This is a genomic window from Thermocrinis albus DSM 14484, assembly GCF_000025605.1.
Taxonomy (GTDB): domain Bacteria; phylum Aquificota; class Aquificia; order Aquificales; family Aquificaceae; genus Thermocrinis; species Thermocrinis albus.
In genome coordinates, this window is sequence record NC_013894.1 from 1,435,631 (window position 1) to 1,458,732 (window position 23,102).

General features: G+C 47.9%; 23 protein-coding genes. 13 read left to right on the forward strand and 10 right to left on the reverse strand.

Annotated elements, in window-relative coordinates; all coding sequences use genetic code 11:
• Positions 1-6: 6 nt before the first annotated feature.
• The 3 genes from THAL_RS07845 to THAL_RS07855 are packed head-to-tail and all read left to right on the forward strand — an operon-like array spanning position 7 to position 2,949.
• The gene (locus THAL_RS07845; protein ID WP_012992576.1) at positions 7-612 is read left to right on the forward strand and encodes a LolA family protein; all 606 of its coding nucleotides are present in this window, start codon (positions 7-9) and stop codon (positions 610-612) included.
• On the forward strand, positions 609-1,109 hold the full coding sequence (locus tag THAL_RS07850) for a GNAT family N-acetyltransferase (protein WP_012992577.1): 501 nt from the start codon (positions 609-611) through the stop codon (positions 1,107-1,109). The genes THAL_RS07845 and THAL_RS07850 overlap by 4 nt, the downstream gene beginning before the upstream one ends.
• The gene (locus THAL_RS07855; RefSeq protein ID WP_012992578.1) at positions 1,090-2,949 is read left to right on the forward strand and encodes a helicase HerA domain-containing protein; all 1,860 of its coding nucleotides are present in this window, start codon (positions 1,090-1,092) and stop codon (positions 2,947-2,949) included. The genes THAL_RS07850 and THAL_RS07855 overlap by 20 nt, the downstream gene beginning before the upstream one ends.
• Here the strand turns inward: THAL_RS07855 and prfA are convergent.
• The 6 genes from prfA to THAL_RS08335 are packed head-to-tail and all read right to left on the reverse strand — an operon-like array spanning position 2,946 to position 10,031.
• Positions 2,946-4,025, reverse strand: coding sequence for a peptide chain release factor 1 (gene prfA / locus THAL_RS07860; RefSeq protein ID WP_012992579.1), 1,080 nt, complete (start codon positions 4,023-4,025; stop codon positions 2,946-2,948). The two genes, THAL_RS07855 and prfA, sit on opposite strands and share 4 nt — an antisense overlap.
• Positions 4,006-4,197, reverse strand: coding sequence for a 50S ribosomal protein L31 (gene rpmE / locus THAL_RS07865; RefSeq protein WP_012992580.1), 192 nt, complete (start codon positions 4,195-4,197; stop codon positions 4,006-4,008). Before rpmE ends, prfA begins: the two co-directional genes overlap by 20 nt.
• A gap of 2 nt (positions 4,198-4,199) precedes the next feature.
• On the reverse strand, positions 4,200-6,794 hold the full coding sequence (gene alaS / locus THAL_RS07870; protein WP_012992581.1) for an alanine--tRNA ligase: 2,595 nt from the start codon (positions 6,792-6,794) through the stop codon (positions 4,200-4,202).
• A gap of 5 nt (positions 6,795-6,799) precedes the next feature.
• Complete coding sequence (locus THAL_RS08210; protein ID WP_012992582.1) at positions 6,800-7,834, reverse strand: Gfo/Idh/MocA family protein; 1,035 nt, start codon at positions 7,832-7,834, stop codon at positions 6,800-6,802.
• Positions 7,831-8,874, reverse strand: coding sequence for a hypothetical protein (locus tag THAL_RS08330; protein WP_012992583.1), 1,044 nt, complete (start codon positions 8,872-8,874; stop codon positions 7,831-7,833). Before THAL_RS08330 ends, THAL_RS08210 begins: the two co-directional genes overlap by 4 nt.
• Positions 8,865-10,031 (reverse strand): glycosyltransferase family 4 protein, encoded by a 1,167-nt coding sequence (locus THAL_RS08335; RefSeq protein ID WP_012992584.1) that lies wholly within the window; start codon positions 10,029-10,031, stop codon positions 8,865-8,867. The genes THAL_RS08330 and THAL_RS08335 overlap by 10 nt, the downstream gene beginning before the upstream one ends.
• Before the next feature lie 147 nt (positions 10,032-10,178).
• Here THAL_RS08335 and rplT point away from each other — a divergent pair, with 147 nt between their 5' ends.
• The 5 genes from rplT to bioF are packed head-to-tail and all read left to right on the forward strand — an operon-like array spanning position 10,179 to position 14,905.
• Positions 10,179-10,538, forward strand: coding sequence for a 50S ribosomal protein L20 (rplT, locus tag THAL_RS07890; RefSeq protein WP_012992585.1), 360 nt, complete (start codon positions 10,179-10,181; stop codon positions 10,536-10,538).
• On the forward strand, positions 10,535-11,557 hold the full coding sequence (pheS, locus tag THAL_RS07895) for a phenylalanine--tRNA ligase subunit alpha (protein WP_012992586.1): 1,023 nt from the start codon (positions 10,535-10,537) through the stop codon (positions 11,555-11,557). The genes rplT and pheS overlap by 4 nt, the downstream gene beginning before the upstream one ends.
• Positions 11,548-13,011, forward strand: a complete 1,464-nt coding sequence (gene trpE, locus THAL_RS07900) for an anthranilate synthase component I (protein WP_012992587.1) — start codon at positions 11,548-11,550, stop codon at positions 13,009-13,011. The genes pheS and trpE overlap by 10 nt, the downstream gene beginning before the upstream one ends.
• A gap of 29 nt (positions 13,012-13,040) precedes the next feature.
• The gene (locus THAL_RS07905) at positions 13,041-13,781 is read left to right on the forward strand and encodes a DsbC family protein (protein WP_012992588.1); all 741 of its coding nucleotides are present in this window, start codon (positions 13,041-13,043) and stop codon (positions 13,779-13,781) included.
• On the forward strand, positions 13,781-14,905 hold the full coding sequence (gene bioF / locus THAL_RS07910) for an 8-amino-7-oxononanoate synthase (protein ID WP_012992589.1): 1,125 nt from the start codon (positions 13,781-13,783) through the stop codon (positions 14,903-14,905). Before THAL_RS07905 ends, bioF begins: the two co-directional genes overlap by 1 nt.
• Here the strand turns inward: bioF and THAL_RS07915 are convergent.
• Complete coding sequence (locus THAL_RS07915) at positions 14,862-15,443, reverse strand: precorrin-2 dehydrogenase/sirohydrochlorin ferrochelatase family protein (RefSeq protein ID WP_012992590.1); 582 nt, start codon at positions 15,441-15,443, stop codon at positions 14,862-14,864. The two genes, bioF and THAL_RS07915, sit on opposite strands and share 44 nt — an antisense overlap.
• Before the next feature lie 109 nt (positions 15,444-15,552).
• Here THAL_RS07915 and THAL_RS07920 point away from each other — a divergent pair, with 109 nt between their 5' ends.
• The 4 genes from THAL_RS07920 (at position 15,553) to proB (ending at position 19,531) form a co-directional block, all read left to right on the forward strand.
• Positions 15,553-15,816, forward strand: coding sequence for a hypothetical protein (locus THAL_RS07920; protein WP_012992591.1), 264 nt, complete (start codon positions 15,553-15,555; stop codon positions 15,814-15,816).
• Entirely contained in the window at positions 15,813-16,334 is a 522-nt protein-coding gene (locus THAL_RS07925; RefSeq protein ID WP_012992592.1) for a DUF2231 domain-containing protein, read from the forward strand. The genes THAL_RS07920 and THAL_RS07925 overlap by 4 nt, the downstream gene beginning before the upstream one ends.
• Positions 16,335-16,449: 115 nt before the next feature.
• Positions 16,450-18,444, forward strand: a complete 1,995-nt coding sequence (locus THAL_RS07930; RefSeq protein WP_012992594.1) for a heavy metal translocating P-type ATPase — start codon at positions 16,450-16,452, stop codon at positions 18,442-18,444.
• A 25-nt stretch (positions 18,445-18,469) separates the two neighbouring features.
• Complete coding sequence (gene proB, locus THAL_RS07935) at positions 18,470-19,531, forward strand: glutamate 5-kinase (RefSeq protein WP_012992595.1); 1,062 nt, start codon at positions 18,470-18,472, stop codon at positions 19,529-19,531.
• Between the two features lie 7 nt (positions 19,532-19,538).
• On the opposite strand, the gene THAL_RS07940 is transcribed toward proB, so the two are convergent.
• Positions 19,539-19,958, reverse strand: coding sequence for a CoA-binding protein (locus tag THAL_RS07940; RefSeq protein ID WP_012992596.1), 420 nt, complete (start codon positions 19,956-19,958; stop codon positions 19,539-19,541).
• Positions 19,959-19,998: 40 nt separating this feature from the next.
• Here THAL_RS07940 and purF point away from each other — a divergent pair, with 40 nt between their 5' ends.
• Positions 19,999-21,390: an amidophosphoribosyltransferase gene (gene purF / locus THAL_RS07945; RefSeq protein WP_012992597.1), complete on the forward strand. Its 1,392-nt coding sequence runs from the start codon at positions 19,999-20,001 to the stop codon at positions 21,388-21,390.
• Here purF and kdsA read toward each other — a convergent pair.
• Positions 21,348-22,130, reverse strand: coding sequence for a 3-deoxy-8-phosphooctulonate synthase (gene kdsA / locus THAL_RS07950; RefSeq protein ID WP_012992598.1), 783 nt, complete (start codon positions 22,128-22,130; stop codon positions 21,348-21,350). The genes purF and kdsA overlap by 43 nt on opposite strands.
• A gap of 4 nt (positions 22,131-22,134) precedes the next feature.
• Positions 22,135-22,992: a glycine--tRNA ligase subunit alpha gene (locus THAL_RS07955; protein ID WP_012992599.1), complete on the reverse strand. Its 858-nt coding sequence runs from the start codon at positions 22,990-22,992 to the stop codon at positions 22,135-22,137.
• Positions 22,993-23,102 lie beyond the last annotated feature (110 nt).

Genomic DNA, 23,102 nt, shown 5'->3' on the forward strand with positions numbered 1-23,102 from the left:
TCTGTTATGGTGTACATACTGTTGGTGATTCTCACACCTCTTTTGGCTCTCGCTGATAGCTTCACGTTGCTGGAGAAAAAGCTGGAAGAGATAAGAACGCTGAGGGCATCTTTTATCCAGAAGGTCCAGTATTCGTGGTATCCAAAGCCGGAAGTATCTAAAGGTTTCTTTTACGCTCAGAAGGGTGGAAAGTTCAGAATAGAGTACGAACAGCCTCAGCGTATGCTTATTGTCTCCGACGGTAAAAGGATCCTCATCTACGATCCTGAAGAGAATACCGCCATCTTGGATAGGGTGGAGAGAAATAGATCTGCGGTTGTAGAAGCTCTCTTTCTCCTCTCACGTCCCCTGAGGGATGTTTTTGACAAGGTGGGGGAGATAAGCAGAAATAACGGTCATGTGATAGTTCTGAAACCTAAGGTGCAGGACCCTTACTTTTCCCGTGTGTATGTGGAGGTGGATGGGTGGAGAAACATCAAGAGTATAAAAGTGGAGGAAAAAGACGGAAGCTTTACTACGGTGGAACTGGTAGATGTCAAATACAACTTTACTCCTTCTGAGGATCTTTTCCGCATAACTGTACCCAAAGGGGTGAGAGTGAGGCAGATATGAACAAGCAGACGCAGGATATTGTTATAGAAAAGGCGACGGAAAAAGATATTCCTAAACTGGCTGAGGTTTATGTGGAGAGTTATAAAGGGCTTGAAGAGTACGCTTACACTCATATGGATGATGTACTGGCTTACCTTAACTGGCTCATGAGAAGGGATGTGGCGGGCATTTTTGTGGCAAAATATAACGGTGAGTACATAGGTTTTGTGGCAGCTGACGGCAACTGGTTCAGTAAGAGGGAGGGTAAAGTGGTGGGTGCCATCCACGAACTGGTGGTTCTACCTCAGTACAGGGGTAAGGGTGTAGGTAAAAGGTTAGTGGAGAAGGCTTTGGAGTACTTCAGAAGCAGGGGGCTGGATACGGCGGAGCTTTGGGTGGGTGACGAAAACTATCAGGCAAAGAACTTTTATAGATCTTTGGGTTTCCTTGAGAAGGACAGGTTCAACTACTGGATAAGGATGACCAAAAGCTTGAAGGATGGAGAAAAGTCTGGCTGATACACTGAAGGAGCGTATATCCAAAGCCCGTAACTCTGTAAAAATAGCGTCCGCGTGGATAAGAGGAGATATTTTGGAGGATCTACTGTCGGTGGTGTGTGAAGGTGTCTCGGTAGAGGTGATCGTGAGAGTTTCTCAGAAGGAAGATCTGGATATAACGGACCTGAGGGTATTCCGCGCTGTGAGGAAATGTGGTGGAAGGATATACATAAATCCTAAACTGCACGCCAAGATGGTAATTGTGGATGATAGCTGGGCCGTGGTGGGCTCTGCTAACCTCACCTATTCGGGTGTGGTGGGCAACATAGAAGCTGTGGTAGAGGTGCTTCAGGAGGAGGAGATTGGTAGACTGGCTGATCTTTTTGAAGAGATAAAGAGGTCTTCTACGGAGCTGTATCCTGACGCTGTAGGTGTTGTAATATCCTCCGAGATATCTACGGTGCGAGCTTTACTACTGGAGGATTTAGAAGAACAGTCCTTGGTAAAACTGCCTACCTCTGATGGTTTTTTGGTGTGCCGTGTATCCAACATATCGGCGCGGGGTATAGACATCTCCCTTTTGGAACGCAGAGAGTGGCATAAGGACTGGATGATCTCTTTGGTGAGAGCCATCTCTCAGGAAAAGGGTGATTTTATGTTGGCGGAGTTAAAGGTCCTGTGCCACTACAGGACGGTAAAGGGACAAAGGGAGGGTCAGTTTGGTATACCTCTGAGAGCTGTGGCGGTAGGAACTCAGGTTCTTCCCTTCGCAAAAAAAGATGAGGAAATAGCCGAAGTTTTTCGCATCAACATGTCCGGATACCTTATGGACGTGGGTGTGAGGGTGGGAAAGCTTTATGGCACAGAGGTGGATGTTTTTATGGATCTTACGAAAGTGGTGAGTATGCATATGGCGGTTCTGGGTACCACCGGTTCGGGAAAGACCACCTTTGTGCGTAGAGTCATAGAAAACATACCCCACAACTATGTACAAGTTATCGTTATGGACCTCTTCGGTGAGTATTATCAGAAACTTCAGATACCCCGTGAGAATATTATCCACGTTAAGATCCCCTATACCCTGTTTCCCATAGACGCTTACGATGTTAAGACCATGCTGAGGTCTTACGGTGTAGATATACAGGAAAGATCCAGTGAGGAGAGAAGGTTTTTGGCGGGTGTAAGGAAGTTTCTCAAGCCAGATCTTAGTCTTTTGGGATACAGAGAGAAGAGTTTGGAGGAGATCCTGCTGTTGGAGGCGGGAGGTCTTCAGCTCAGTGTGATGGAGTTTATGGAGATGGCCAAGAGAGACTTGGGAGAGGAGGCTCTGAAGAACCAGAGGGATGTGTGGAGATCCCTCTACGAAGGTATAAGGTCCCATGCTCCTGTTGTGGTGTTTGACCTCAGTGATTTACTGCATCTGGACTCGCGCCTCAACATAGTGGGTCTTCTTTTGAAGGAGCTTTTCCTTCTTTCTAGAGAGAACGGGAAAAAACGCGTGGTGGTGTTGGAAGAGGCCCATCACTTTGCCCCGGAAAGGTCTGTTTCTGAACCGCCTGCCGGTAGGGAGAATTTGGCCTTTATCATGACCAAGAGAATAGCTCTAGAAGGGAGGAAGTTGGGAATAGGACTCGTGGCTGTTACCCAAAGACCTGCCAACATCAGCAAGTACATTCTTTCTCAACTCAACACGCAAGCAGTGTTCCGCCTCATAACCCGTAACGATCTGGAAGCTGTTTCTATCCTTCTAGGAGAAGAAGGAGGGGATCTTTTGAGACTTCTACCTCTCTTGAGGCCTGGAACCCTTTACCTAAACGGACTCGCTGTGCCCTTTGGCATGCTTCTTCAGATAGAGCTTTAACTTACATTCATTGCCTTCAGTTTTTGTTCCACATCGTGTTCAATAAGGGCGTCTATTATCTCGTCCAGCTTTCCTTCCAGTACGTCCTGCAGGCGATATATGGTCAGGTTTATGCGGTGATCTGTGACTCTGTTCTGTATGAAGTTATAGGTTCTTATCTTCTCACTTCTCTCTCCTGTGCCTATCTGTTCCCGTTTTTCTTTGGCCAGTTCTTCCCTTTTCTGTCGGTCATAGAAGTCCTTCAGACGTGCGTAGAGGATCTTAAGGGCCTTCATGCGGTTTTGGTACTGGGATCTTTCGTCCTGACACGTCACCACTATACCTGTTGGTAGGTGAGTTATACGCACCGCTGTCTCGGTGGTGTTCACGTACTGTCCACCTGCACTACTAGCTCTGAAGGTCTCTATCTTCAGGTCCTTGGGATCTATGTGTACCTCCGTTTCGTCTGCCTCTGGCAGTACCGCCACCGTAGCGGTGGAGGTATGAATCCTTCCACCGGCTTCCGTTACGGGAACTCGCTGTACACGATGCACCCCACTTTCGTACTTTAGTCTAGAATATGCACCTTCTCCCTCTACCAGAGCTATAACTTCCTTATAACCACCGAGACCTGTTTTCTGAGCACTCAGGATACTGAACTTCCATCCCTTTTCCTCAGCATACCTCTGGTACATATGCAAAAGATCTCTGGCAAAGAGAGCTGCCTCCTCCCCTCCTACACCTGCCCTTATCTCCAGTATGACGTTCTTGGAATCCCTCTCATCCTTAGGAAGGAGATGTATCTTTATACGTTTTTCCGTACTCTCCAGCTCTTTTTCCAATCTCTTAATTTCCTCTTTTGCAAGGGGTTCCAGTTCCGGGTTTTTGAGAAGTTCCTTGGTTTCCTCCAACTCCTTTAGGATCTTCCTGTACTCTTGATGAAGACGGTGGAGTTCTTCCAGTTCCTTAAGTTCCTTGCTGATCTGAGCAAACTTTAACCTGTCTTTTACGATGTCAGGATCCAGTACCTCAGCCTGTAGCTGTAGGTAGCGCTTTTCCGCAAGGTTCAGCTTATCTTCAAGCTCCTTTTGGAGCATTTATCTCCAGGAAGAAGGGTTTTACCCTTAGTTTGCCTGTGTAAAAGGGGTGGCACGCGTTACACACTTCCAGGTACACTGTCCCACCTTTTGTGCTCATGAGGGTGAAAGTGTTACCACAACCGCACACGAAGGTGGTAGGCTTTAGTTCCGGATGTATCCCTTTCTTCATCCTTATCCTCCTACTGTATTATACAAAATCGCCCTTAGCTTTTCAACGGCTGTTGGAAAGGCATCAGGTTTTGTGCCACCTCCCTGCGCCAGATCCTCCCTTCCACCACCACCGCCACCCAGTATAGGACCTATCTGTTTCACTATATCCACCGCAGATAGTTTATGGGTTAGGTTTTTGGAAACAGCCACGAGGGTGGATAGTTTTTCACCTTTTACGGAAGCCAGAAAGATTACCGCGGACGAGTCTTTACTTCTTATCTGGTCTGCCATCTGGCGTAAGGCACTCTGATCGGTGTTCTCCACCATTCCCCAATAAAGATTAACACCGTTTATACTTTCCTTCTTAAGTGCTTCTTTAAGTTTTTCCTGAAGGAGCTTCAGCTCAAGTTCTGATTTTTCTCTTTCCAGTAGTTTCACCCTTTCTTCCAGTTTCTCCACCACCGACAGAAGGTTTCCGGGATCGGTACCCAGATGCTCCGCAAGTTCCTTTAAGAGAATATGCTCTCTGTAAGCCTCTTCTACAGCCCACCTACCTGTCTTTGCCACGATCCTTCTTACCCCCGCACCTACAGATTCCTGTGAGATGATCTTAAAGTAACCTATGTCACCGGTTCTGTCTACATGGGTACCCCCACAGAGTTCTTTAGAGAAGGATCCGGCACTTATGACTCTCACCCTCTCTCCGTACTTCTCCTCAAATATGGCTATGGCTCCAGAGCTTATGGCGGTTCTATAGTCCATCTCCTCTACTATTACGGGTTCGTTCTTCATAATCTGCTGGTTTACCAGTTCTTCTATCTTCTTTATCTCCTCCTCTTTCAGAGGAGAGCTGTGGGTGAAGTCAAACCTCAGGTACTTATCACTAACTAAGGATCCGGCCTGTCTAACATGATCACCCAACACGTACCGAAGAGCTGCGTGCAGTAGGTGTGTGGCCGTGTGGTTCCTTCTTATGTCTTCCCTACGTTCCGCATCTATCTGTGCCAGTACTTCATCACCTACCTTTATCCTTCCCTTTGTAACAACACCTATGTGCAGTATTACGCCTTCGGTGGGTGACTGGGTGTCTTCCACATGGAAAACCCCTTCCATTCCCTCTATGATACCTGTGTCACCTACCTGTCCTCCACCCTCCGCGTAGAAGGGTGTTTCCTCTATAACTATCTCCCCTTTCTCTCCCTCCCTTAATTCAGAGACCAACTGTCCATCCTTTACTATAGCTAACACCTTGGTGAAGCTACTGTACTGCTGGTAACCTACGAACCTGGACGTTTTTCCTAACTCTTTGAGGTGAGAGTATACGGGCTTTATCTGTTTTGCCTCTATCTTGAAGTGTTTTCTTGCGCGCTCCCTCTGTAGGTTCATCTCCCTCTCAAAGCCTTCCATGTCTATGGTGAGGCCTTTCTCTCTTGCCATCTCCTCCAAAAGGTCAAGGGGAAAGCCGTACGTGTCGTAGATGGTAAAGACATCTTTCCCATCCAAAACACCGGTTTTTTCCCCTTTTTGGAGAAGTTCCTCCACCGCCGGCATACCTCTCCTCAGGGTTTGGAGGAACCGTTCCTCCTCCACCTTTATGAGACCTTTTACGTACTCTTTGGCCTGTATTAGCTCAGGGTATGCGTCCTTCATAACCCTTACCACCGTATCCACACCCTTGTAGAGGAAGGGCTCATACACACCCAGTTTGTAACCGAACCTGAGAGCTCTGCGCAGTATCCTACGCAGCACGTATCCCCTACCTGTGTTGGAGAAGATGACGCCATCCGCCACAGCAAAGGTGAGGGCTCTAAGGTGGTCCGCTATGACTCTCAGAGCTACGTCGGTAAGGTAGTCCTGTCCGTAAGCTTTTCCTGTGATCTCCTCGCCGAAGGCCAGTATGGGTCTCAGAAGGTCCGTTTCAAAGTTAGTGGGTGTGTTCTGCAGCACGCTGGCTATCCTTTCAAGACCCATACCTGTGTCTATACTGGGATGAGGGAGGGGATGAAGATGTCCCGAAGGGTCCCTGTTGTACTGCATAAAAACAAGGTTCCATATCTCCAGAAATCTTTCCTCCGAACTGTCCCTCTCTACGTATATTTCCGAGGATGGACCGCACGGTCCTACTTCCCCCATCTGCCAGAAGTTGTCTTCCTCTCCCATCCTCCACACCCTTTCCTCAGGCAGTCCTACTTCTTCCGTCCAGATGCGGAGGGCCTCTTCGTCATCCTTGTAAACGCTCACCCATAGCCTGTTTTCGGGAAGGCCCAACTCCTGTGTGAGAAACTCCCATGCGTACAGTATGGCCTCTCTCTTGAAGTAATCGCCGAAGGAAAAGTTACCCAGCATCTCAAAAAAGGTATGGTGTCGGGAGGTATAACCCACCTGCTCAAGATCGTTGTGTTTGCCTGATACCCTCAGACACTTTTGACAGGACACAGCCCTGGTGTAAGGTCTTTTTTCTAATCCTAAAAACACGTTCTTGAAAGGAACCATACCTGCGTTCACAAAGAGGAGAGTAGGGTCCCCTTCCGGTATTAAAGGAGCACTTCTTACCCTGGTGTGTCCTTTCCTTTCAAAGAAGCTTAGGAATCGCTCTCTTATCTCGTTCCCTGTCATAAGGTTTAAATTATACCAGTGGCCACTTTCAGGGCTTTGAAGGCATCCTCAAGAGAGGGACAAGATAGACCCTTAAGCAGGGCTATGAAGTTAAGGCGTATTGCTGCCATGTACGCGCTACGTGAGTCTTCTACCACAAGCTCCCAGTGATCTTCTTTTTTGGTGAGTTTATAAGGTGGTAAGTGGGCTTCTTCAGGTATCTTCTCTACAGTTTCTTTCAGGAAAAGAGCTATGTCTGAAAGTTTTGTGTGTATCTCCATCTTGGTAGGTACCCATCCCCTAACCCTTACCCTACCTCTGTCACCTACAAGTTCTACAAACTGGTACTCTTCCCCCTCTTCCAGTATAAAGGCATGATAGAATACCGCCTTCACATGGTGGTACTCCACGACAGCCATAGCTTTACCCACGTGGTCCTCCTGGAGGGTGACTTTTACAGGGTCTGAGGACAGTAGCCAGCTGGCGAGGTCAAAGAAATGGACACCGTGTTCTACCAGCACGCCACCACTTTTGTGTCTGTCCCAAAACCAGTGGTTTTTTGGGGGAGCCTTAGCATAGTTGACCACAAAGAGGGCATCTATCTTCCCAAAGGCTTGTTGCTCCAAGAGGGTTTTGAGGAGTCTGTATGGGAGCATGTTCCTCTGTACCAAGTTAACACACCCTGCTGCTGACTGTTTTTTGATTATAGGCTCCAGCAGGGAGGGATGCGTGGCACCGGGTTTTTCCAGAAGGAGAAGTTTGGAAGCCTCTAAGGTCCTTTTTGCCATGATGGGCTGAAGGTGGGGAGGAACAGCCACCCACACCAGATCTATATTAGGATCCATGACCAACTGAACACCATCCGAGTACTCTTCTACCGGTCTGTGGTAGTCCTTAAAGCCCAACGCCCTTCTCCTGGCTCTCCACACTTCTATGACCTGTTTTCTGTGAGAAGGTGTGGGTGCGGCAACGGCCGCCAACACTACGTCTTTTAGCTCGGCCACCGCTTCAACTCCGAACCTCGCAAAGGAACCTGCACCTATCACACCCAAAGTCTTCATGCCACCCTTTTGACAAGAATCTCCTCAAAGGACAGTCTGGCCAAAAGCCACACCACCGAAGACTCTGCTCCCTGATTGAGGTTTACGCCGGAGGAACAAAGGCCGTCACAGCAACCACCTGTGTTTTCATCCAGAAGGGGAACACCCAAAAGGTTTCTGCCTGTGAACCACTGAAGGGCCTGCAGAGCTCTCGTCAACCATTCTTCTTCCCCCGTTATGGTGTAAGCTTCCAAACACGCAAGGGTTGTAGAAGAGGCCTCTATGGGTTGTTGATCAAAGACGGCCTTTCTGCCACCTTTTTTGAACCATCCTTTGTTACCAATGGGGGAGAAGGTGTCTCCCTGCCAGGTGTTTTCACATAAAAACCTTAGGGTCCTTAGACCTGCATCTATCAACTCATCCCGCGACAGTATCTTACCTGCTACCAAAAGGGCATGAGGTAGTAAAGCGTTTTCGTAAGTCATAGTGTCCTCAAACCATTCCCAGTCCTTGTGTCTGTGGCTAAGGTACATGTTGTAGAGTTTATCGGCACTAAGGTTCAGAAGATGGTACGCCTTTCTCTCGGAGGAGAGTTCCCAGTACCTACCGATAGCCAGCAGTGCGTTGGCCACACCCCTAGGGCTGTTTAGTTCTGTCACCACCTGTAGAGATCTGTTGAGAAGAGTCTGGATGGCACTTTCCATAGGTCCATCTTGCCAGAGATAAAGAGACTCCACCAGTCCCTGTAAGGCTCTACCTTGACAGTCCTCCGAGAAAGACTCCTCTAAGGGTTTTCGGTCATAGCTGAAGAAGTTATGGAACTTTCCATCTTCCCTTTGGGCGTATGCCAGAAAAGCCAGATACCTCTCCGCTAAATCTGTAGCATCTTCCAGTTCCAGAAGAGTGGCCTTTATGGCCACTGTGAGAGCTCTGGCGTTGTCGTCGGTGGTGTAACCTGTCCTCCTGTTAGGGATGGGGCCTATGGCGTGCTGTATTATACCTGTATCGTCTGTAAGTCGGCGCAAGTGTCTCAGATCTGGCTCCGGTAACCTCAGCTCCATGATTTTACCCCCTCTCTGGAGACCTTCTCTGCAAGTCGGAGATACTCCCTGGCTAAGTTGGTCCAGCTCCACCCAGCTGTTTTTCTGGCTATACTTCTCCTAAGACTAATGCGCAGGTCTTGACAATGAGCCAGACGGGAGAGAGCCTGCGCCATACTGATAGGATCGTTGAAGGGTACCAATATACCTGAGCCGTCTTTGAGAAGTTCGGAAGCGTATATGTAAGGTGTTGAGATTATGGCTTTTCCTAAGTGAGCTGCAAAGGTAAGAGTACCGCTAGATATCTGCTGATAACCGGGATAGGGTGTGAGGTATATATCCACCGCTTCTATGAGATCCAAAAGCTCTTCCTCCTCCAGGTATCTGTTGATCCATATAACATGGTTTTCCAAACCTAACTCTTCCACCATCCTTTCCAACATGTTCCTGTAGCTCTCACCTTCTCTTCTGAAGACTTCGGGATGGGTTGCACCCGCTATTATGTACACCAAGTTAGGAGCTTCCTCAATGGCCATTTTCAAAGCTTTCAGAGCTGTTTCAAGTCCCTTTCCAGGACCGATGAGCCCAAAGGTGAGAACCGATACACGTCCGTCCAACTGAAGCTCCCTCCTCCAGCGTAAAGGATCACCCTTCTTTCGGGCAGGCACACCGTGAGGTATCCATACCACCTTCTGTAAGGACACCCGATAGATGTTTCTGAGGATATCAAAACCACTGCGAGATATGATCACCACCCTGCTAGATCCTTTTATTAAGCTGAGAAGTATCTCCCTCTGTGAGGGTGTTGGCTCCACCAGTAGTGTATGTAGTACCGTTATCACAGGTACCTTCAGGTGGCGTAGCAGCTCCAGTAACATAACACCATCCTGTCCACCGAATATCCCATACTCGTGCTGAAGGATAACCACATCCACTGTGTCGTTAAGGAAGGTGGCTGCTCTTCTGTAGTCCTCTAACTCCTCCTGGCGTAGTAAAAACTCCACATCTTGTGGGTTCTCTGTTGGTATATCGTCCTTTCTAACCACCGAAACTACTTTTACTTCCGCACCGTTCTCAACAAGCCCCTCCACCAACCCTTTGGAGAAAGAGGCTATACCACACCTCCTGGGAGGATAAGTGCTTACCACACCTATCCTTACCCCATGACCTCCCAACATCTACCCAAGCTGTTAAGTGTCAGCTTGGGTGCCGGGCTATTTGTACCCCGCCCTTCTGAGAGTGTCCCGGACCCGGCAGGCGGCATTGGACACTCCCTATTACCGAATAAAATTTATGTTATAATGTGAAGGCTTAGGAGGTACATAATGAGGGTAAAAGGTCCATCATCCCGTAAATTTAAAAAGAAGATTCTGAAGCTGGCCAAAGGTTTCAGAGGTAAGAGAAAGAACGTATACAGACGTGCTAAGGAGTATGTCTTCAGAGCTCTTCAGTATCAGTATAGGGACAGAAGACAGCGCAAAAGGGAGTTCAGAAGGCTCTGGATAGCTCGTATAAACGCAGCGGTAAGACTACATGGTATTTCTTACAGTAGGTTCATGCACGGTCTTAAGCTGGCAGGAATAGATCTCAACAGGAAGATCTTGGCCGATATGGCTGTCAGAGATCCGGAGGCCTTTGGCCAGATAGTGGAGAAGGCCAAAGAGGCCCTTACCAAGACCGCATGATACCAGTAGAGGAGATAGAAAGGGCCGTATTGGAGGAACTGGAGAAAGTATCGGCTCTTCACCAGCTTCAGGAGATAAAGGCCAAGTACTTAGGTAAGAAGGGTGTTCTTACACAAGCGCTTAAAGAACTACCCTCTTTACCTGCGGAGGAAAGAAAGGTGGTGGGAGCTTCCCTCAACCGTCTTAAAGAGAAACTGGAGCATCTCTTCCGTCAGAGAGAGGAAGAACTCAAGATCCGTCAGTGGGAGGAGGAGCTGAGAAAAGAGTGGTACGATCTTACAGTACCACCCACCTCTTACCTAGGTGGACTTCATCCCATCACCCTCACCATAAGGAGAATAAGGGACATACTGACCAGTATGGGCTTTGAAGTAAAATCCGGTCCAGAGGTAGAGTTAGAAGCTTATAACTTCGACATGCTCAACATACCTCCTTATCATCCCGCTCGTGATATGCAGGATACCTTTTACTTAGATAAAGAGGGTTATCTGCTACGGACTCATACATCTCCCGTGCAGGTGAGGGTCATGTTGGAACAAGAACCTCCCATCAAGATGATAGCCTACGGTAAGGTATACAGAAGAGATGATGATCCCACTCACTCTCCTATGTTTCACCAGGTGGAGGGGCTTGTGATAGATAGAGACGTCTCTTTTGGGCACATGAAGTACACTATAGAGACTTTTCTGAAAAGTTTCTTCGGTGAGGATCTACCCGTGAGATTCAGAGCCTCTTACTTTCCCTTCACCGAACCCTCTGCTGAGGTGGACATAGGTTGCAGCGTGTGTGGTGGCACAGGTTGTAGGGTGTGTAAAGGATCAGGTTGGTTAGAAGTCATGGGATGCGGAATGGTACATCCGCAGGTGCTCAGAAACTGTGGTATCGATCCTGATGTTTATCAGGGTTTTGCCTTTGGCATGGGTGTGGAAAGACTGGCCATGATATACTACAGGGTAGATAACATAAAACTTTTCTACGAAAACGACCTTAGATTTCTGAGGCAACTGCGGTGGATCTGAACATATCCTTACAACGCGCTTTAGAACTCACCACTCTTTACAGGCCCGTTGCTCTGTACACGGAGGTTTTGGCAGACACAGAGACACCTCTCTCCCTCTTTTTGAAACTCAGAAAAGAAGGTGCCTTTAACATACTACTGGAGAGTGCCGAAGGCGGAAGTCAGTGGGGAAGATACTCCTTCATAATAAGATCAGAAAGTTTTTACTGGAAACTTCTCAGGAAAAGGGGTGAGGTTTTTCAGAGAGGACGATTCAGGGAGGTGGTAACCGAGGATCCTTTCGGTGAACTTAACAAGGTGATGAGCACCTTTCAGCCTTACAGGGACCCATCCCTACCGCGTTTCTGGGGAGGACTGGTGGGGTACGTTTCTTACGACGTGGTGAAACATTACGAACCTGTAAGGGACTCTCTAGATGACCCTCTTATGCTACCCGACATCATGATGGTGCTGACAGATCTTGTAGTGATACACGACAACCTGACAGGCAAGGTGAAGGTGGTGGTTCCCCTCTTTGAGAGCAGTGTAGAGGAGTACAGGAGAGGCGAACGAACCATAGAGGACACCCTACACCACATCTTCCACAGAAGCGTGCTTCCTTCCTCTTTTAAGGAGAAGGAACCTTCCGGATGGACTTCCAACACCTCCCAGCAGGAGTTTATAGATATGGTGACCCGTGCCAAGGAATATATAGCTGCAGGTGATGTTATTCAGGTGGTCCTATCTCAGCGTTTTTACAAAAGCTGGAAAGGCGATCCCCAGAACATCTACAGGGTGCTACGGTACATAAACCCTTCTCCCTACATGTATTATCTGGACATGGGAAGCTTCCAAGTGATAGGATCATCTCCGGAGGTTTTGGTAAGGGTAGAGGATAAGACAGCTCACACCCGTCCCATAGCGGGTACCAGAAGGAGGGGCAGAACGGAGGAGGAGGACGTAAGACTGGAGGAAGAGCTTGTAAAGGACGAAAAAGAACGTGCGGAGCATCTCATGTTAGTGGATCTTGCCAGAAACGATCTGGCCAGGGTGTGTGTGCCTGGTAGTGTCAAGGTGAAAGAGTTTATGAAGGTGGAGCGCTATTCTCATGTCATGCATATGGTAAGTCATGTGGATGGTATCTTGGCAGAGGGTGTTTCTCCCTTTGACGTTCTTAAGGCTGTCTTTCCGGCAGGTACTGTATCGGGTGCACCAAAGGTTAGGGCTATGCAGATCATAGAAGAGCTGGAAAAAGAACGTAGAGGGATATACGCTGGTAGCGTAGGTTATGTATCCTTCGAGGGTAACATGGATATGGCCATAGCTATAAGGACGGCCGTTTACAGGGGTGGCGAGATCTTTGTGCAGGCAGGTGCAGGTATAGTGGCGGACTCTGATCCTTACAGAGAGTGGTTAGAGACTGTAAACAAAGCCAAGGCGGTGATGAAAGCTGTAGATATGGCTTCTTCAGTTTGATATATACTATCCACCTTAGGAGGGAAAAAATGAAAAAGGCTATCTTTCTGACAGGTCTTTTGGTTCTTTCTGCCGGTATGTGGGCCTGCAGCGGTTCTGCGGCGTGTCCCACCAAAGACAAGGTAAAGACATCGGTGAAAGATCTTATTCCGGGTGATTTCACCGTGGAGGAGGTGAACCCCCTGAAGGATATAAAGGGACTGTGTGAGGTGGTAGTAAAAGTAGGTGCGTCCCCCATAGTTTTTTACATGGATCAGAAAGGAGAATATGTCCTTGCGGGCAACTTACTTTCTCTAAAGGATAAGAAAAACCTCACAAGGGAGCGCCAACAGGAGTTTATGAAGATAAGCCAGGATAAAGTGAAGGAGCTGGAAAAGTACACCGACATGACCTTTGGAGCAAAAGGTAGCGGTAAGTTCATCTATTTCTTCACGGATCCCGACTGTCCCTTCTGTAAAAGGTCGGAACCTATAGTGGAAGAGTGGGCCAAAAAGAATAATGTGGAAGTGCGCGTTATACTGTATCCTCTACCCATACACCCAGACGCCTTTCCCAAATCTGTTTCTTTAGTGTGTGATAAAAAAACATGGGAAGACTATAAGAGGGGTTATATGGGCAGTCAGTGTGAGGAAGGTAAAAAGAAAGTGCAGAGCAATCTGGAGCTGGGACAAAAGCTAGGCATAAACGGTACCCCTACCTTTATAGGTATGAACGGAAAAGTTCAGTCAGGCCTTCCCACAGAGGATGACTTGAACAAACTGATAAATTGATGGACTGGATAGAAGAGGAGCTAAGGAGGTTAAAAGGGGAGAACCTTTACAGAGAAAGACGCCTCAGGGAAGGTTTCCTAGATGTATGTTCCAACGATTACTTGGGGCTTCGGGACCACCCTGAGGTGATAGAGGCTGTTGTGAGGGTGGTAAGGGATGCAGGCGTTGGTTCCGGAGCCTCCCAGTTGGTTTCTGGATACACCCGTTACCACAGGGAGTTGGAGGATGCCTTAGCTGAGTTTAAGGGAACTCCCAGCTGTGTGCTGTTTGGATCCGGTTATCTAGCCAACGTGGGACTCCTTCAAGCCCTTGCTGGGGAAGGTGATCTCATACTGAGTGATAGGCTGAACCATGCCTCCATAATAGATGGATGTCGGTTGTCTAAAGCTGATGTGATGATTTTTGAACATGGTGATTACCAACATCTGGAAGATCTCCTAAGATCCACCAGGAAGAACTACCGAAGAGTACTGATAGTAACGGACAGTGTCTTTAGTATGGACGGGGATATGGCCAATGTACAACTCCTCATGGATCTGTGTGAGAAGTATGAATGTATCTTGGTGTTGGACGAGGCACACGCTACAGGCACTGTAGGAGATAAAGGTAGGGGCTCTTTAGAACATTTCCATCTAGAGTGGAAGGAGTATGTGGTGATGATGGGTACCTTGTCTAAGGCTTTGGGTTCCTACGGAGCTTTTGTGTGTGCTTCTAAAAGGGTGTGTGACCTTTTGGTGAACAGAGCCAGGAGTCTTATCTTCTCTACAGCGATACCACCGGCTCTGTGTGCAGGTGCGGTGACAGCTCTTCAGATAATACAGAGGGAAACGTGGAGACTCAAAAGACTAAGGGAACTTTCCGAGACCCTCTACAAGAGCCTGAGAGGCATGGGCTTTGAGGTGATGTACCACGGTACTCCCATACTTCCCATAATGGTCTACTCGGAAGAGAGGGCCCTGCGTATGTCGGCACATCTTCTGGAGAAAGGTGTACTACTGCAGGCCATCAGATATCCTACAGTTCCCAAAGGTTCAGCCAGACTTCGACTCACCGCCAGTGTAAGGTACTCGGAGGATGATATCAAGACTCTTCTGAGGGCTCTGGACGATGTAAAAGCTTTCTGACATACTCCCTCAAGAATCTCTGACGTTCTTCTCCTGGGGGCATGCTTTCCCTAAGTTGTGCTAGATCCTCCAAAAGTTGCTGTGTATTTTCAGGAATGCATCTCTCCAAGAATTCCCTGATGGCAGAAGAAAGAGCCGGAACTCTCCCAGAGGTAGACACACCCACTACAAGATGCCCCCTCAGTATAAGAGCAGGGAAGAGGAAGTTACAAAGGTGAGGACTGTCCACACAGTTACACAAGATCTTTCTTCTCTCGCACATACGGAATATCTTCTTCTGAAGCCTCTCATCATCCACGGCCACTATCACCATGTGAGCACCTTTGATATCTGAGGACATGAAAGATCTCTTCATCCACCTTATCTTTCCCTCTTTGGCTAAGGATAGGAGCTCTCTACTGATACGGGGTGCTACTACGGTGATGCTTGGGCCGAAAGGCAGCAACTTCTCCACCTTCCTAGTGGCAACGTTCCCACCTCCCACTACCAGCACCTTTCTACCTTCCAAACTTACAAAGGCAGGAAAGTAGGGATACATGATGTTAAATTTATATTGGTCTTCTCACAAATTGAAAGCTTGCATTAACACTGTCGAAGCGATAATATAACATTCAGAGGTTACGTAAAAAAACGCAGGGAGGTGGAATATGCGTAGGTTTATAGCGGTGTACTTAGCTATGGCATTTTCTTATGCACAGCAGGATATGAGTCATGACCATCACCGTATGCATCAGATGAGAATGCAACAGATGATGCAGGAGTGTCAACAGAGAATGATGAGTATGATGATGGAAGACCCGGCCTTTATGGAAAGGAATCTCAGGATGCTGATAGAACATAAGGATACCGTGAAGAAGGTTTTAGACAAGAACCTTGAGCTAAAGAAAGAGTTGGAGGAGGTTATCAGATGAATCTGTGGTTCTTTGCTTTGGCCCACGAGGCACACGCTGTGGTGCAAAGTCCTCCTATGCTACAGGTTACTTACCCTCAGGTAGTGAAAATTCACCCACCTGTAGTGCATTTCGCCATAGTCCTCCCCATCCTTCTATTCTTGATAGAGGTATATAAGCTCTTGCGAGGAGAAGAGAAAGGCGGTGTATCTCTTTTGGTGAGTCTACTAATGGTAATATCCGTGGCCTCGGCTGCTCTAACGGGCTGGGTGGTGCACGAAAGGATAGAAAGTTTACCCATAACTGCGGAGGCTGAAGCTGTCCTGCACCTTCATGAAAGATTGGGTATAACTCTCTTTGTCTTTTCTCTCCTAGTACTTACACTTAAGGTGATGAGTCTCAAAATATCACGGAGATTTTTTTCCCTTCTCTACATTTTAGGTCTCCTGCTCCTGTCTGGAGGAGTCCTCTATCAGGGCTACTTAGGGGGGAGGCTCGTATACCAATACTCGGTGGGTGTACCTGTGGGAGGTAGGTGACATGTGGGATATGCACGGAATGGGATGGGGTATGGGCATCCTTTATATTCTAGCCGTTCTGTTTCTTATCTTCGGCATACTTGCTTTTGCCAAGTACTTGCTTAAAGGTTGAAGCGTGAGGCACCATCATCACCACGGGGAACATCACGAACACAAAGCACACGTAGAGCACACAGAAGATATAGTGCGGAGGGCTATAATCTCAACTTTTCTGACTGTGCCCGTTCTTCTCTACTCAAAGAGCTTTCAGGAACTCATAGGTTTCTCCATACGGAGGTTTCCCGGCAGTGAGTGGATAGTACCTGTTTTCTCTACCGTAGTGTTTCTTTATGGTGGCACATTTTTCCTAAAAGGTATGGTACAAGAGCTTTCTCGTAAAAAGCCCGGTATGATGACTCTTGTAGGACTTGCCATCTCTGTAGCCTTCATCTACAGCATGTCAACCGTTGCCTTGGGTGGCATGGATTTTTTCTGGGAACTTACCACCCTCATAGTGATCATGCTGTGGGGACATTGGATAGAGATGAGATCCCTTCTGGGTGCATCAAGGGCGGTGGAGGAGTTGGTGAAGCTTATGCCTACTAAGGCCAATCTCATCAAAGATGGGAAAATAATAGAGGTGCACGCTTCTGAGTTAAAACCTGGGGACACAGTCCTTGTAAGGCCTGGAGAAAAGGTGCCGGCAGACGGGATAGTTGTAGAGGGCCACACTCATGTAGATGAGTCCATGCTTACAGGAGAGTCAAGACCTGTTTCTAAGAGAGAAGGGGATAGGGTGGTGGGAGGTGCCATAAACCTTGAAGGCTCTATAAAGGTGAAGGTAGAGAAAGCTGGGGAGGACACGTACCTCAGTCAAGTCCTACAACTCGTGAAAGAAGCCCAGATGTCCAGGGCTCGTCTTCAGGATACGGCAGACAGGGTAGCCTACTATCTTACTTTAATAGCTATAGGGGTAGGATCTCTCTCCCTTTTCTTTTGGTGGTATGTAGGATCAGATATCAGGTTCGCCGTGGAGAGGGCTGTTACGGTTATGGTGATAGCATGTCCCCATGCCCTGGGTTTGGCCATACCCCTGGTGGTGGCCTTTTCTACATCTTACTCAGCCAAAAGGGGGATATTGATTAGGAACAGGGACGCCTTTGAAAGGGTGAAGGATGTGGATGCTGTCATTTTTGACAAGACTGGTACGCTGACGGAAGGGAAGTTTGGTATTAGCGAGGTTATCAGCCAGGATATTGACCGGAGAGGACTTTTGAGATTAGTGGCCAGCTTGGAGAACAATTCAGAGCATGTGATAGCACGAGCCGTGGTGGAAGAAGCGATGAAAGAAGGACTGGATCTGTTACCTGCTACCAACTTTAAAGCACATCCAGGCAGAGGAGTTACGGGTGAGGTAGAAGGCCACTATCTGGCTGTCGGAACCCCACTTCTCATGGAGGAGCTGGGTGTAAAGTTAGAATCGCACTTTCTCAGGAAAGTGAGAGAGCTCGAAGCTCAGGGAAAGACAGTGATATTGGTAGCTATAGATGGGAAGAGCGCCGGGTGTATAGCTCTTTCGGACAGAGTAAGGCCAGAGTCCTACGAGGCCGTAAGGGAGCTAAAGGCTATGGGGAAAAGAGTTATTATGCTGACGGGAGATTCGGAGGAGGTGGCACGTTATGTGGCCGAAGAGCTTGGAGTGGATATCTTTATGGCTCGGGTTCTCCCTCACCAAAAAGTGGAAAAGATCAGAGAACTCCGCAGCAAAGGGCTTAAGGTGGCCATGGTAGGTGACGGTGTCAACGATGCTCCTGCCTTACTGGAGGCGGACGTGGGCATAGCTATAGGCTCAGGTACACAGGTGGCGGTAGAGAGTGCGGATATAGTACTCGTTAAAAGTGATCCAAGAGACGTAGTGCGGATAATACGTCTATCCCGTATAACTGTAGGAAAGATGTTGCAGAATCTTTTCTGGGCAACTGGATATAACGTGGTGGCTATTCCCCTCGCCGCGGGTGTGGCCGCTCGATGGGGTATAGTGTTGGAACCGGCTGTCGGTGCTCTACTCATGACGGCGAGTACTGTGGTCGTTACTGTGAACGCTCTCACCATGCTCCGACAGCTCAGATAGATTCACTTTTATACTTGATTAGGTCATGCGCATAGTTCTGAAAATAGGCTCTAACCTGATACAGACCGAGGACGGGGATATAGACCTTACTTTTCTTTCCAAGCTAGCTAAGGAAATAAAAAGTCTCGTGCAGGCTGAGCATGAGCTGGTGATAGTATCGTCGGGTGCGGTACTGTGTGGGCTCAAAAAGCTGGGTTTGACGGAAAGACCTAAAGAGCTTCTCGAGAAACAGGTTCTGGCAGGCATAGGTCAAGCTTATCTTATGCATCTCTATGACATGGTTTTTTCCAACTACGGTTTGGTACCGGCTCAGGTTCTTCTCACCTCAGATGTCTTCAGGGATAAGGGAAAGTTTTATACCGTCAAAGGTGTTGTGGAGAAAATGCTAAAGATGAAGGTCATTCCTATCATCAATGAGAACGACACAGTGGCGGTGGCGGAGCTTATTTTTGGAGACAACGACTTTTTAGCAGTGCACACAGCCTTTATGCTGGATGCGGATCTTTTAGTTTTCTTTTCCAGTGCAGGTGGTTTGCGAAATCATGATGACAGGGTAATACCTGTTATAGAGGATATAGATGCAGCATTCCAGTATGTTAGAAGTGTAAGGTCCTCTTATGGAACAGGGGGTATGATCAGCAAGCTCACCGCCACCCGTATAGCCCTCCGACTGGGTATACCTGTTGTTATAACTGGAAAGGAAGACTCTCTACTTGATGTGAAGGACAAAAACACAAAGGGTACCTACTTTAAACCTTATCCAAAGGGTTTGAAACCAGGTAAAAGATGGCTCGCCATGATAGAGGAACCAAAAGGTGCCCTTTACATAGACGAAGGGGCCTACGCTGCCATAAAGAAAGGTAAGAGTCTCTTGCCTGCAGGTATACAGAGGGTAGAGGGTTACTTCTCAAGGGGTGATGTGGTGGGTGTTTACACCTCTGACGGTGTACTGGTAGGCAAGGGGAGAGTGAACTTTTCTTCTGAGGAGTTGAAACTCATCTTGGGCAAGAAGGGGGATGAGGTGAAAAGAGTGCTGAAGACTACAAAAGAGGAGGCCATCCACAGGGACAGCCTGGTAGTTTTTTAGCTTTTTCTCACAGGTAGCCGGCTTCTACTCCTATGCAAGCGTTCCACACTATCTTTATTTTGTCCTTGTACTTTTCTATCACCTCCGGATTCTCACATCCCGGTTGTAACCACACACATTTGGCACCTACCTTTAAGGCTTCCTCCAGTATGGGCTCTATGTGGGCCGGGTTCCTAAATACGTTGACTATATCTATGGGTTCCGGTACATCAGAGAGAGAACTCAGCACTTTAACACCCAGTATCTCCTGGCCAGCGTACTTTGGGTTTACAAAGTAAACTCTGTGGGTGCCTTTACTTACAAGTCTTTCGCTCACATAGTAAGAGGGTCTTTCTGGATCCGGAGATATACCTACCACGGCTACTACCTTTGCTTCCTTTAGTACCTGCAGTGCATCATCTTGGTGTGGGTGATGTAGTTCCTTCATAACATCTTATTATAAACGCAAGCGTGTTAAATTAATCCCCATGTGCGGTGTGTTTGGTGTTTTTGGTCTAGAAGGTGCTGAAAGATACGCTTATTTCGGTATATACGCCCTTCAACATAGAGGACAGGAGAGTGTAGGTATAGCGGTTTCCGACGGAAGCACCATTAAGTTGGTGAGAAAGGCGGGTTTGGTGCTGGAGGCCATAAAAGCCCAGGATCTGGAAGGTGTCAGAGGAAACGCCGCCATAGCTCACGTAAGGTACTCCACGGCAGGTGACTCAGGTTTTATAAATGCTCAACCCTTCTATAGGGAAACGTCTCTTGGTCCCGTAGCTGTAGTTCACAACGGTAATCTTGTCAACTACGGAACCCTGAGGAAGGAGCTAGAGGAGAAGGGTTACGCCTTTCAACACAGTTCTGATACAGAACTGTTTCTGATTCTGTTGGAGGATGGAGAGTATGTACCTCCCCACGTGGACCTTCATCCTAAAGACAGAGATCTCTTACCCCGAATCTTTTATGTCATGCGAAGGGTAAAAGGTGCCTACAGCCTCCTTTATCTCTTTCCCGACAAGATGGTGGCTGTAAGGGATCCCATGGGTTTTCGGCCTCTCCTTATGGGTAGAATAGGGCAGGGTATTCTCTTCTCCTCCGAGAGTTGTTCTTTTGACATCCTCAGGGGCCAACTTTGGAGAGAACTGAGGCCAGGTGAGGTGTTGGTGGTAGACAGTGCAGGCATAAGAAGTTACTTTCCCTTCCCTCATAGTAGAACGGCCATGTGTATCTTTGAACTGGTGTACTTTTCCAAACCTGAGAGCTACGTTTTAGAGCACTGGGTGTATCATGTACGCAAGAGGATGGGGCAGGAGTTGGCGAGGGAGGATAAGGTGGAGGCAGATGTGGTTATTCCGGTTCCGGACTCGGGGGTTGTTCCGGCACTGGGTTACTCCCAAGAGACAGGAATTCCCTTCGAGATGGGTCTCATAAGAAACCATTATGTGGGTAGGAGCTTTATAGAACCTACACAAGAGCTTAGGGACATAAAGGTCCTCATGAAACTGAGTCCCAACAGAGCGGTCCTTGAAGGTAAGCGTGTGGTGGTCATAGACGACTCTCTGGTGAGGGGAACCACCTCTAAGAAGATAGTGAGCATGCTAAAGAGTGCCGGTGCCAAGGAGGTACATCTGAGAATAGCGTCACCCCCCGTCATAGGTCCGTGCTTTTATGGTATAGACACACCCACCCGTGAGGAACTCATAGCAAACCGTATGTCCCTTGAGGATATAAGAAAGTTCACCGGCGCCGATACGCTACGCTATCTCTCTTTGGAGGGTCTCAGAAGATGTGTCCATCATCCGGAAAAGTTCTGTGACGCCTGCTTCAGTAACCTCTATCCTGTGGAGGTGGAAGAAACAGCCTCCCGTATTCGCTGAACGTTTTCCATGATACCCTCTAACCAGCTGAGGGGTACCATGTTGGGACCATCTGATAGGGCTCTGTCAGGATCCGGGTGTGTTTCCATAAATATACCATCGCAACCCACAGCCACCGCAGCTCTTATAAGGGGAACCACAAACTCCCTCTGGCCACTGGATCTGTCACCTGCTCCTCCTGGGAGTTGCACGCTGTGAGTGGCGTCAAATATAACCTTCGTAAAACTCGACATGATAACCAAGCTTCTAAAATCCACCACCAGGTTGTTGTAACCAAAGCATACTCCCCTCTCCGTCACATAATAATCTACCGCACCACCGAAGCGTAGTTTCTCTACCACATTTTTTACATCCCACGGTGCCAAGAACTGACCTTTTTTCACATTCACCGGTTTACCGCTTCTGGCCGCTTCCAACAGGAGATCCGTCTGTCTGGAGAGAAAGGCAGGTATCTGGATTATGTCCACCACCTGCGCGACAGGTTTTACCTGCCATGTTTCGTGTACATCAGTGGTGACTTCAAGGCCTGTTTCCTCCTTAACCTTCTGGAGGATCCTGAGACCTTCTTCTAAACCCGGTCCTCTAAAGGATTTTACCGATGATCTGTTGGCTTTGTCAAAGGAGGCCTTGAAGACGAACCTAAACTGAGGATACTTTTCCGCGAGTTTTCGCAAGAAAGTGGCAACTTCTAAAACGAGTTCTTCACTCTCTATGACACAGGGTCCTGCTATTATCAACATGAGCTTAAGTATATCTCTCCAAGTAAAGCTTTGCCACCCTGTTGGCTATGGAGTGCATACGTCTTATGTATCTAGCCCTTTCCTGGACTGACAGAACACCTCTGGCATCCAGCAGGTTAAAAGTGTGAGAACACTTAAGAAGGTAATCGTACGCAGGTAAAACCAGTCCCTCTTCTAGGAGTCTTTCCGCTTCTTTTTCATACATGTTGTAGATTTCAAACAGCATCTTTGGATCTGATTTCTCAAAGTTATACACACTCCACTCGTACTCCGCCTTTCTGAAAACATCTCCGTAAGTTAGCCACTCGTTCCACTTTATATCAAACACACTGTCCACACCCTGTATGTACATGGCTATTCTCTCAAGGCCGTACGTGATCTCTACAGATATCTCATCTAGATCTAAGCCTCCTGCCTGCTGAAAGTAGGTGAACTGGGTTATCTCCATACCATCCAACCACACCTCCCAACCAAGACCCCAGGCGCCCAAGGTAGGAGATTCCCAATCATCTTCTACAAACCTCACATCGTGATCCTCGGGGGGAAGGCCCAGCGCTCTGAGACTCTCCAGGTACATCTCCTGAGGATCCTCCGGAGCAGGCTTGAGGATCACCTGAAACTGAAAGTAATGTTGGAGTCTGTTGGGATTCTCTCCATAGCGCCCGTCCTTTGGCCTTCTGGAGGGTTCCACGTAAGCTACGTACCACCTCCCCTTTCCCAGAACTTTCAGAAAAGTGGCGGGATTCATGGTACCAGCCCCCACCTCTATGTCGTAGGGTTGCCACACGGCACACCCTTTATCGGCCCAGAACCTCTGAAGAGTCTGAATAATGTCCTGAAAGTAAAAAGGACCACTCTCCATGCTAACTATTTTAGTAGAAAGTGTTTTGGATCCGAAAGAGAATAAAAGATCTATTAGTCTATTAATCTATGAATATCTTTAATTAAAAACTCTTGACAAGGAAACACAGA

What these genes read in the sequence shown, in the direction of transcription:
- THAL_RS07845 (WP_012992576.1), top strand. Translation starts at nt 7, where the DNA reads ATGGTGTACATACTGTTGGTGATTCTCACACCTCTTTTGGCTCTCGCT.
- THAL_RS07850 (WP_012992577.1), top strand. Translation starts at nt 609, where the DNA reads ATGAACAAGCAGACGCAGGATATTGTTATAGAAAAGGCGACGGAAAAA.
- THAL_RS07855 (WP_012992578.1), top strand. Translation starts at nt 1,090, where the DNA reads ATGGAGAAAAGTCTGGCTGATACACTGAAGGAGCGTATATCCAAAGCC.
- prfA (WP_012992579.1), bottom strand. Translation starts at nt 4,025, where the DNA reads ATGCTCCAAAAGGAGCTTGAAGATAAGCTGAACCTTGCGGAAAAGCGC.
- rpmE (WP_012992580.1), bottom strand. Translation starts at nt 4,197, where the DNA reads ATGAAGAAAGGGATACATCCGGAACTAAAGCCTACCACCTTCGTGTGC.
- alaS (WP_012992581.1), bottom strand. Translation starts at nt 6,794, where the DNA reads ATGACAGGGAACGAGATAAGAGAGCGATTCCTAAGCTTCTTTGAAAGG.
- THAL_RS08210 (WP_012992582.1), bottom strand. Translation starts at nt 7,834, where the DNA reads ATGAAGACTTTGGGTGTGATAGGTGCAGGTTCCTTTGCGAGGTTCGGA.
- THAL_RS08330 (WP_012992583.1), bottom strand. Translation starts at nt 8,874, where the DNA reads ATGGAGCTGAGGTTACCGGAGCCAGATCTGAGACACTTGCGCCGACTT.
- THAL_RS08335 (WP_012992584.1), bottom strand. Translation starts at nt 10,031, where the DNA reads ATGTTGGGAGGTCATGGGGTAAGGATAGGTGTGGTAAGCACTTATCCT.
- rplT (WP_012992585.1), top strand. Translation starts at nt 10,179, where the DNA reads ATGAGGGTAAAAGGTCCATCATCCCGTAAATTTAAAAAGAAGATTCTG.
- pheS (WP_012992586.1), top strand. Translation starts at nt 10,535, where the DNA reads ATGATACCAGTAGAGGAGATAGAAAGGGCCGTATTGGAGGAACTGGAG.
- THAL_RS07905 (WP_012992588.1), top strand. Translation starts at nt 13,041, where the DNA reads ATGAAAAAGGCTATCTTTCTGACAGGTCTTTTGGTTCTTTCTGCCGGT.
- bioF (WP_012992589.1), top strand. Translation starts at nt 13,781, where the DNA reads ATGGACTGGATAGAAGAGGAGCTAAGGAGGTTAAAAGGGGAGAACCTT.
- THAL_RS07915 (WP_012992590.1), bottom strand. Translation starts at nt 15,443, where the DNA reads ATGTATCCCTACTTTCCTGCCTTTGTAAGTTTGGAAGGTAGAAAGGTG.
- THAL_RS07920 (WP_012992591.1), top strand. Translation starts at nt 15,553, where the DNA reads ATGCGTAGGTTTATAGCGGTGTACTTAGCTATGGCATTTTCTTATGCA.
- THAL_RS07925 (WP_012992592.1), top strand. Translation starts at nt 15,813, where the DNA reads ATGAATCTGTGGTTCTTTGCTTTGGCCCACGAGGCACACGCTGTGGTG.
- proB (WP_012992595.1), top strand. Translation starts at nt 18,470, where the DNA reads ATGCGCATAGTTCTGAAAATAGGCTCTAACCTGATACAGACCGAGGAC.
- THAL_RS07940 (WP_012992596.1), bottom strand. Translation starts at nt 19,958, where the DNA reads ATGAAGGAACTACATCACCCACACCAAGATGATGCACTGCAGGTACTA.
- purF (WP_012992597.1), top strand. Translation starts at nt 19,999, where the DNA reads ATGTGCGGTGTGTTTGGTGTTTTTGGTCTAGAAGGTGCTGAAAGATAC.
- kdsA (WP_012992598.1), bottom strand. Translation starts at nt 22,130, where the DNA reads ATGTTGATAATAGCAGGACCCTGTGTCATAGAGAGTGAAGAACTCGTT.
- THAL_RS07955 (WP_012992599.1), bottom strand. Translation starts at nt 22,992, where the DNA reads ATGGAGAGTGGTCCTTTTTACTTTCAGGACATTATTCAGACTCTTCAG.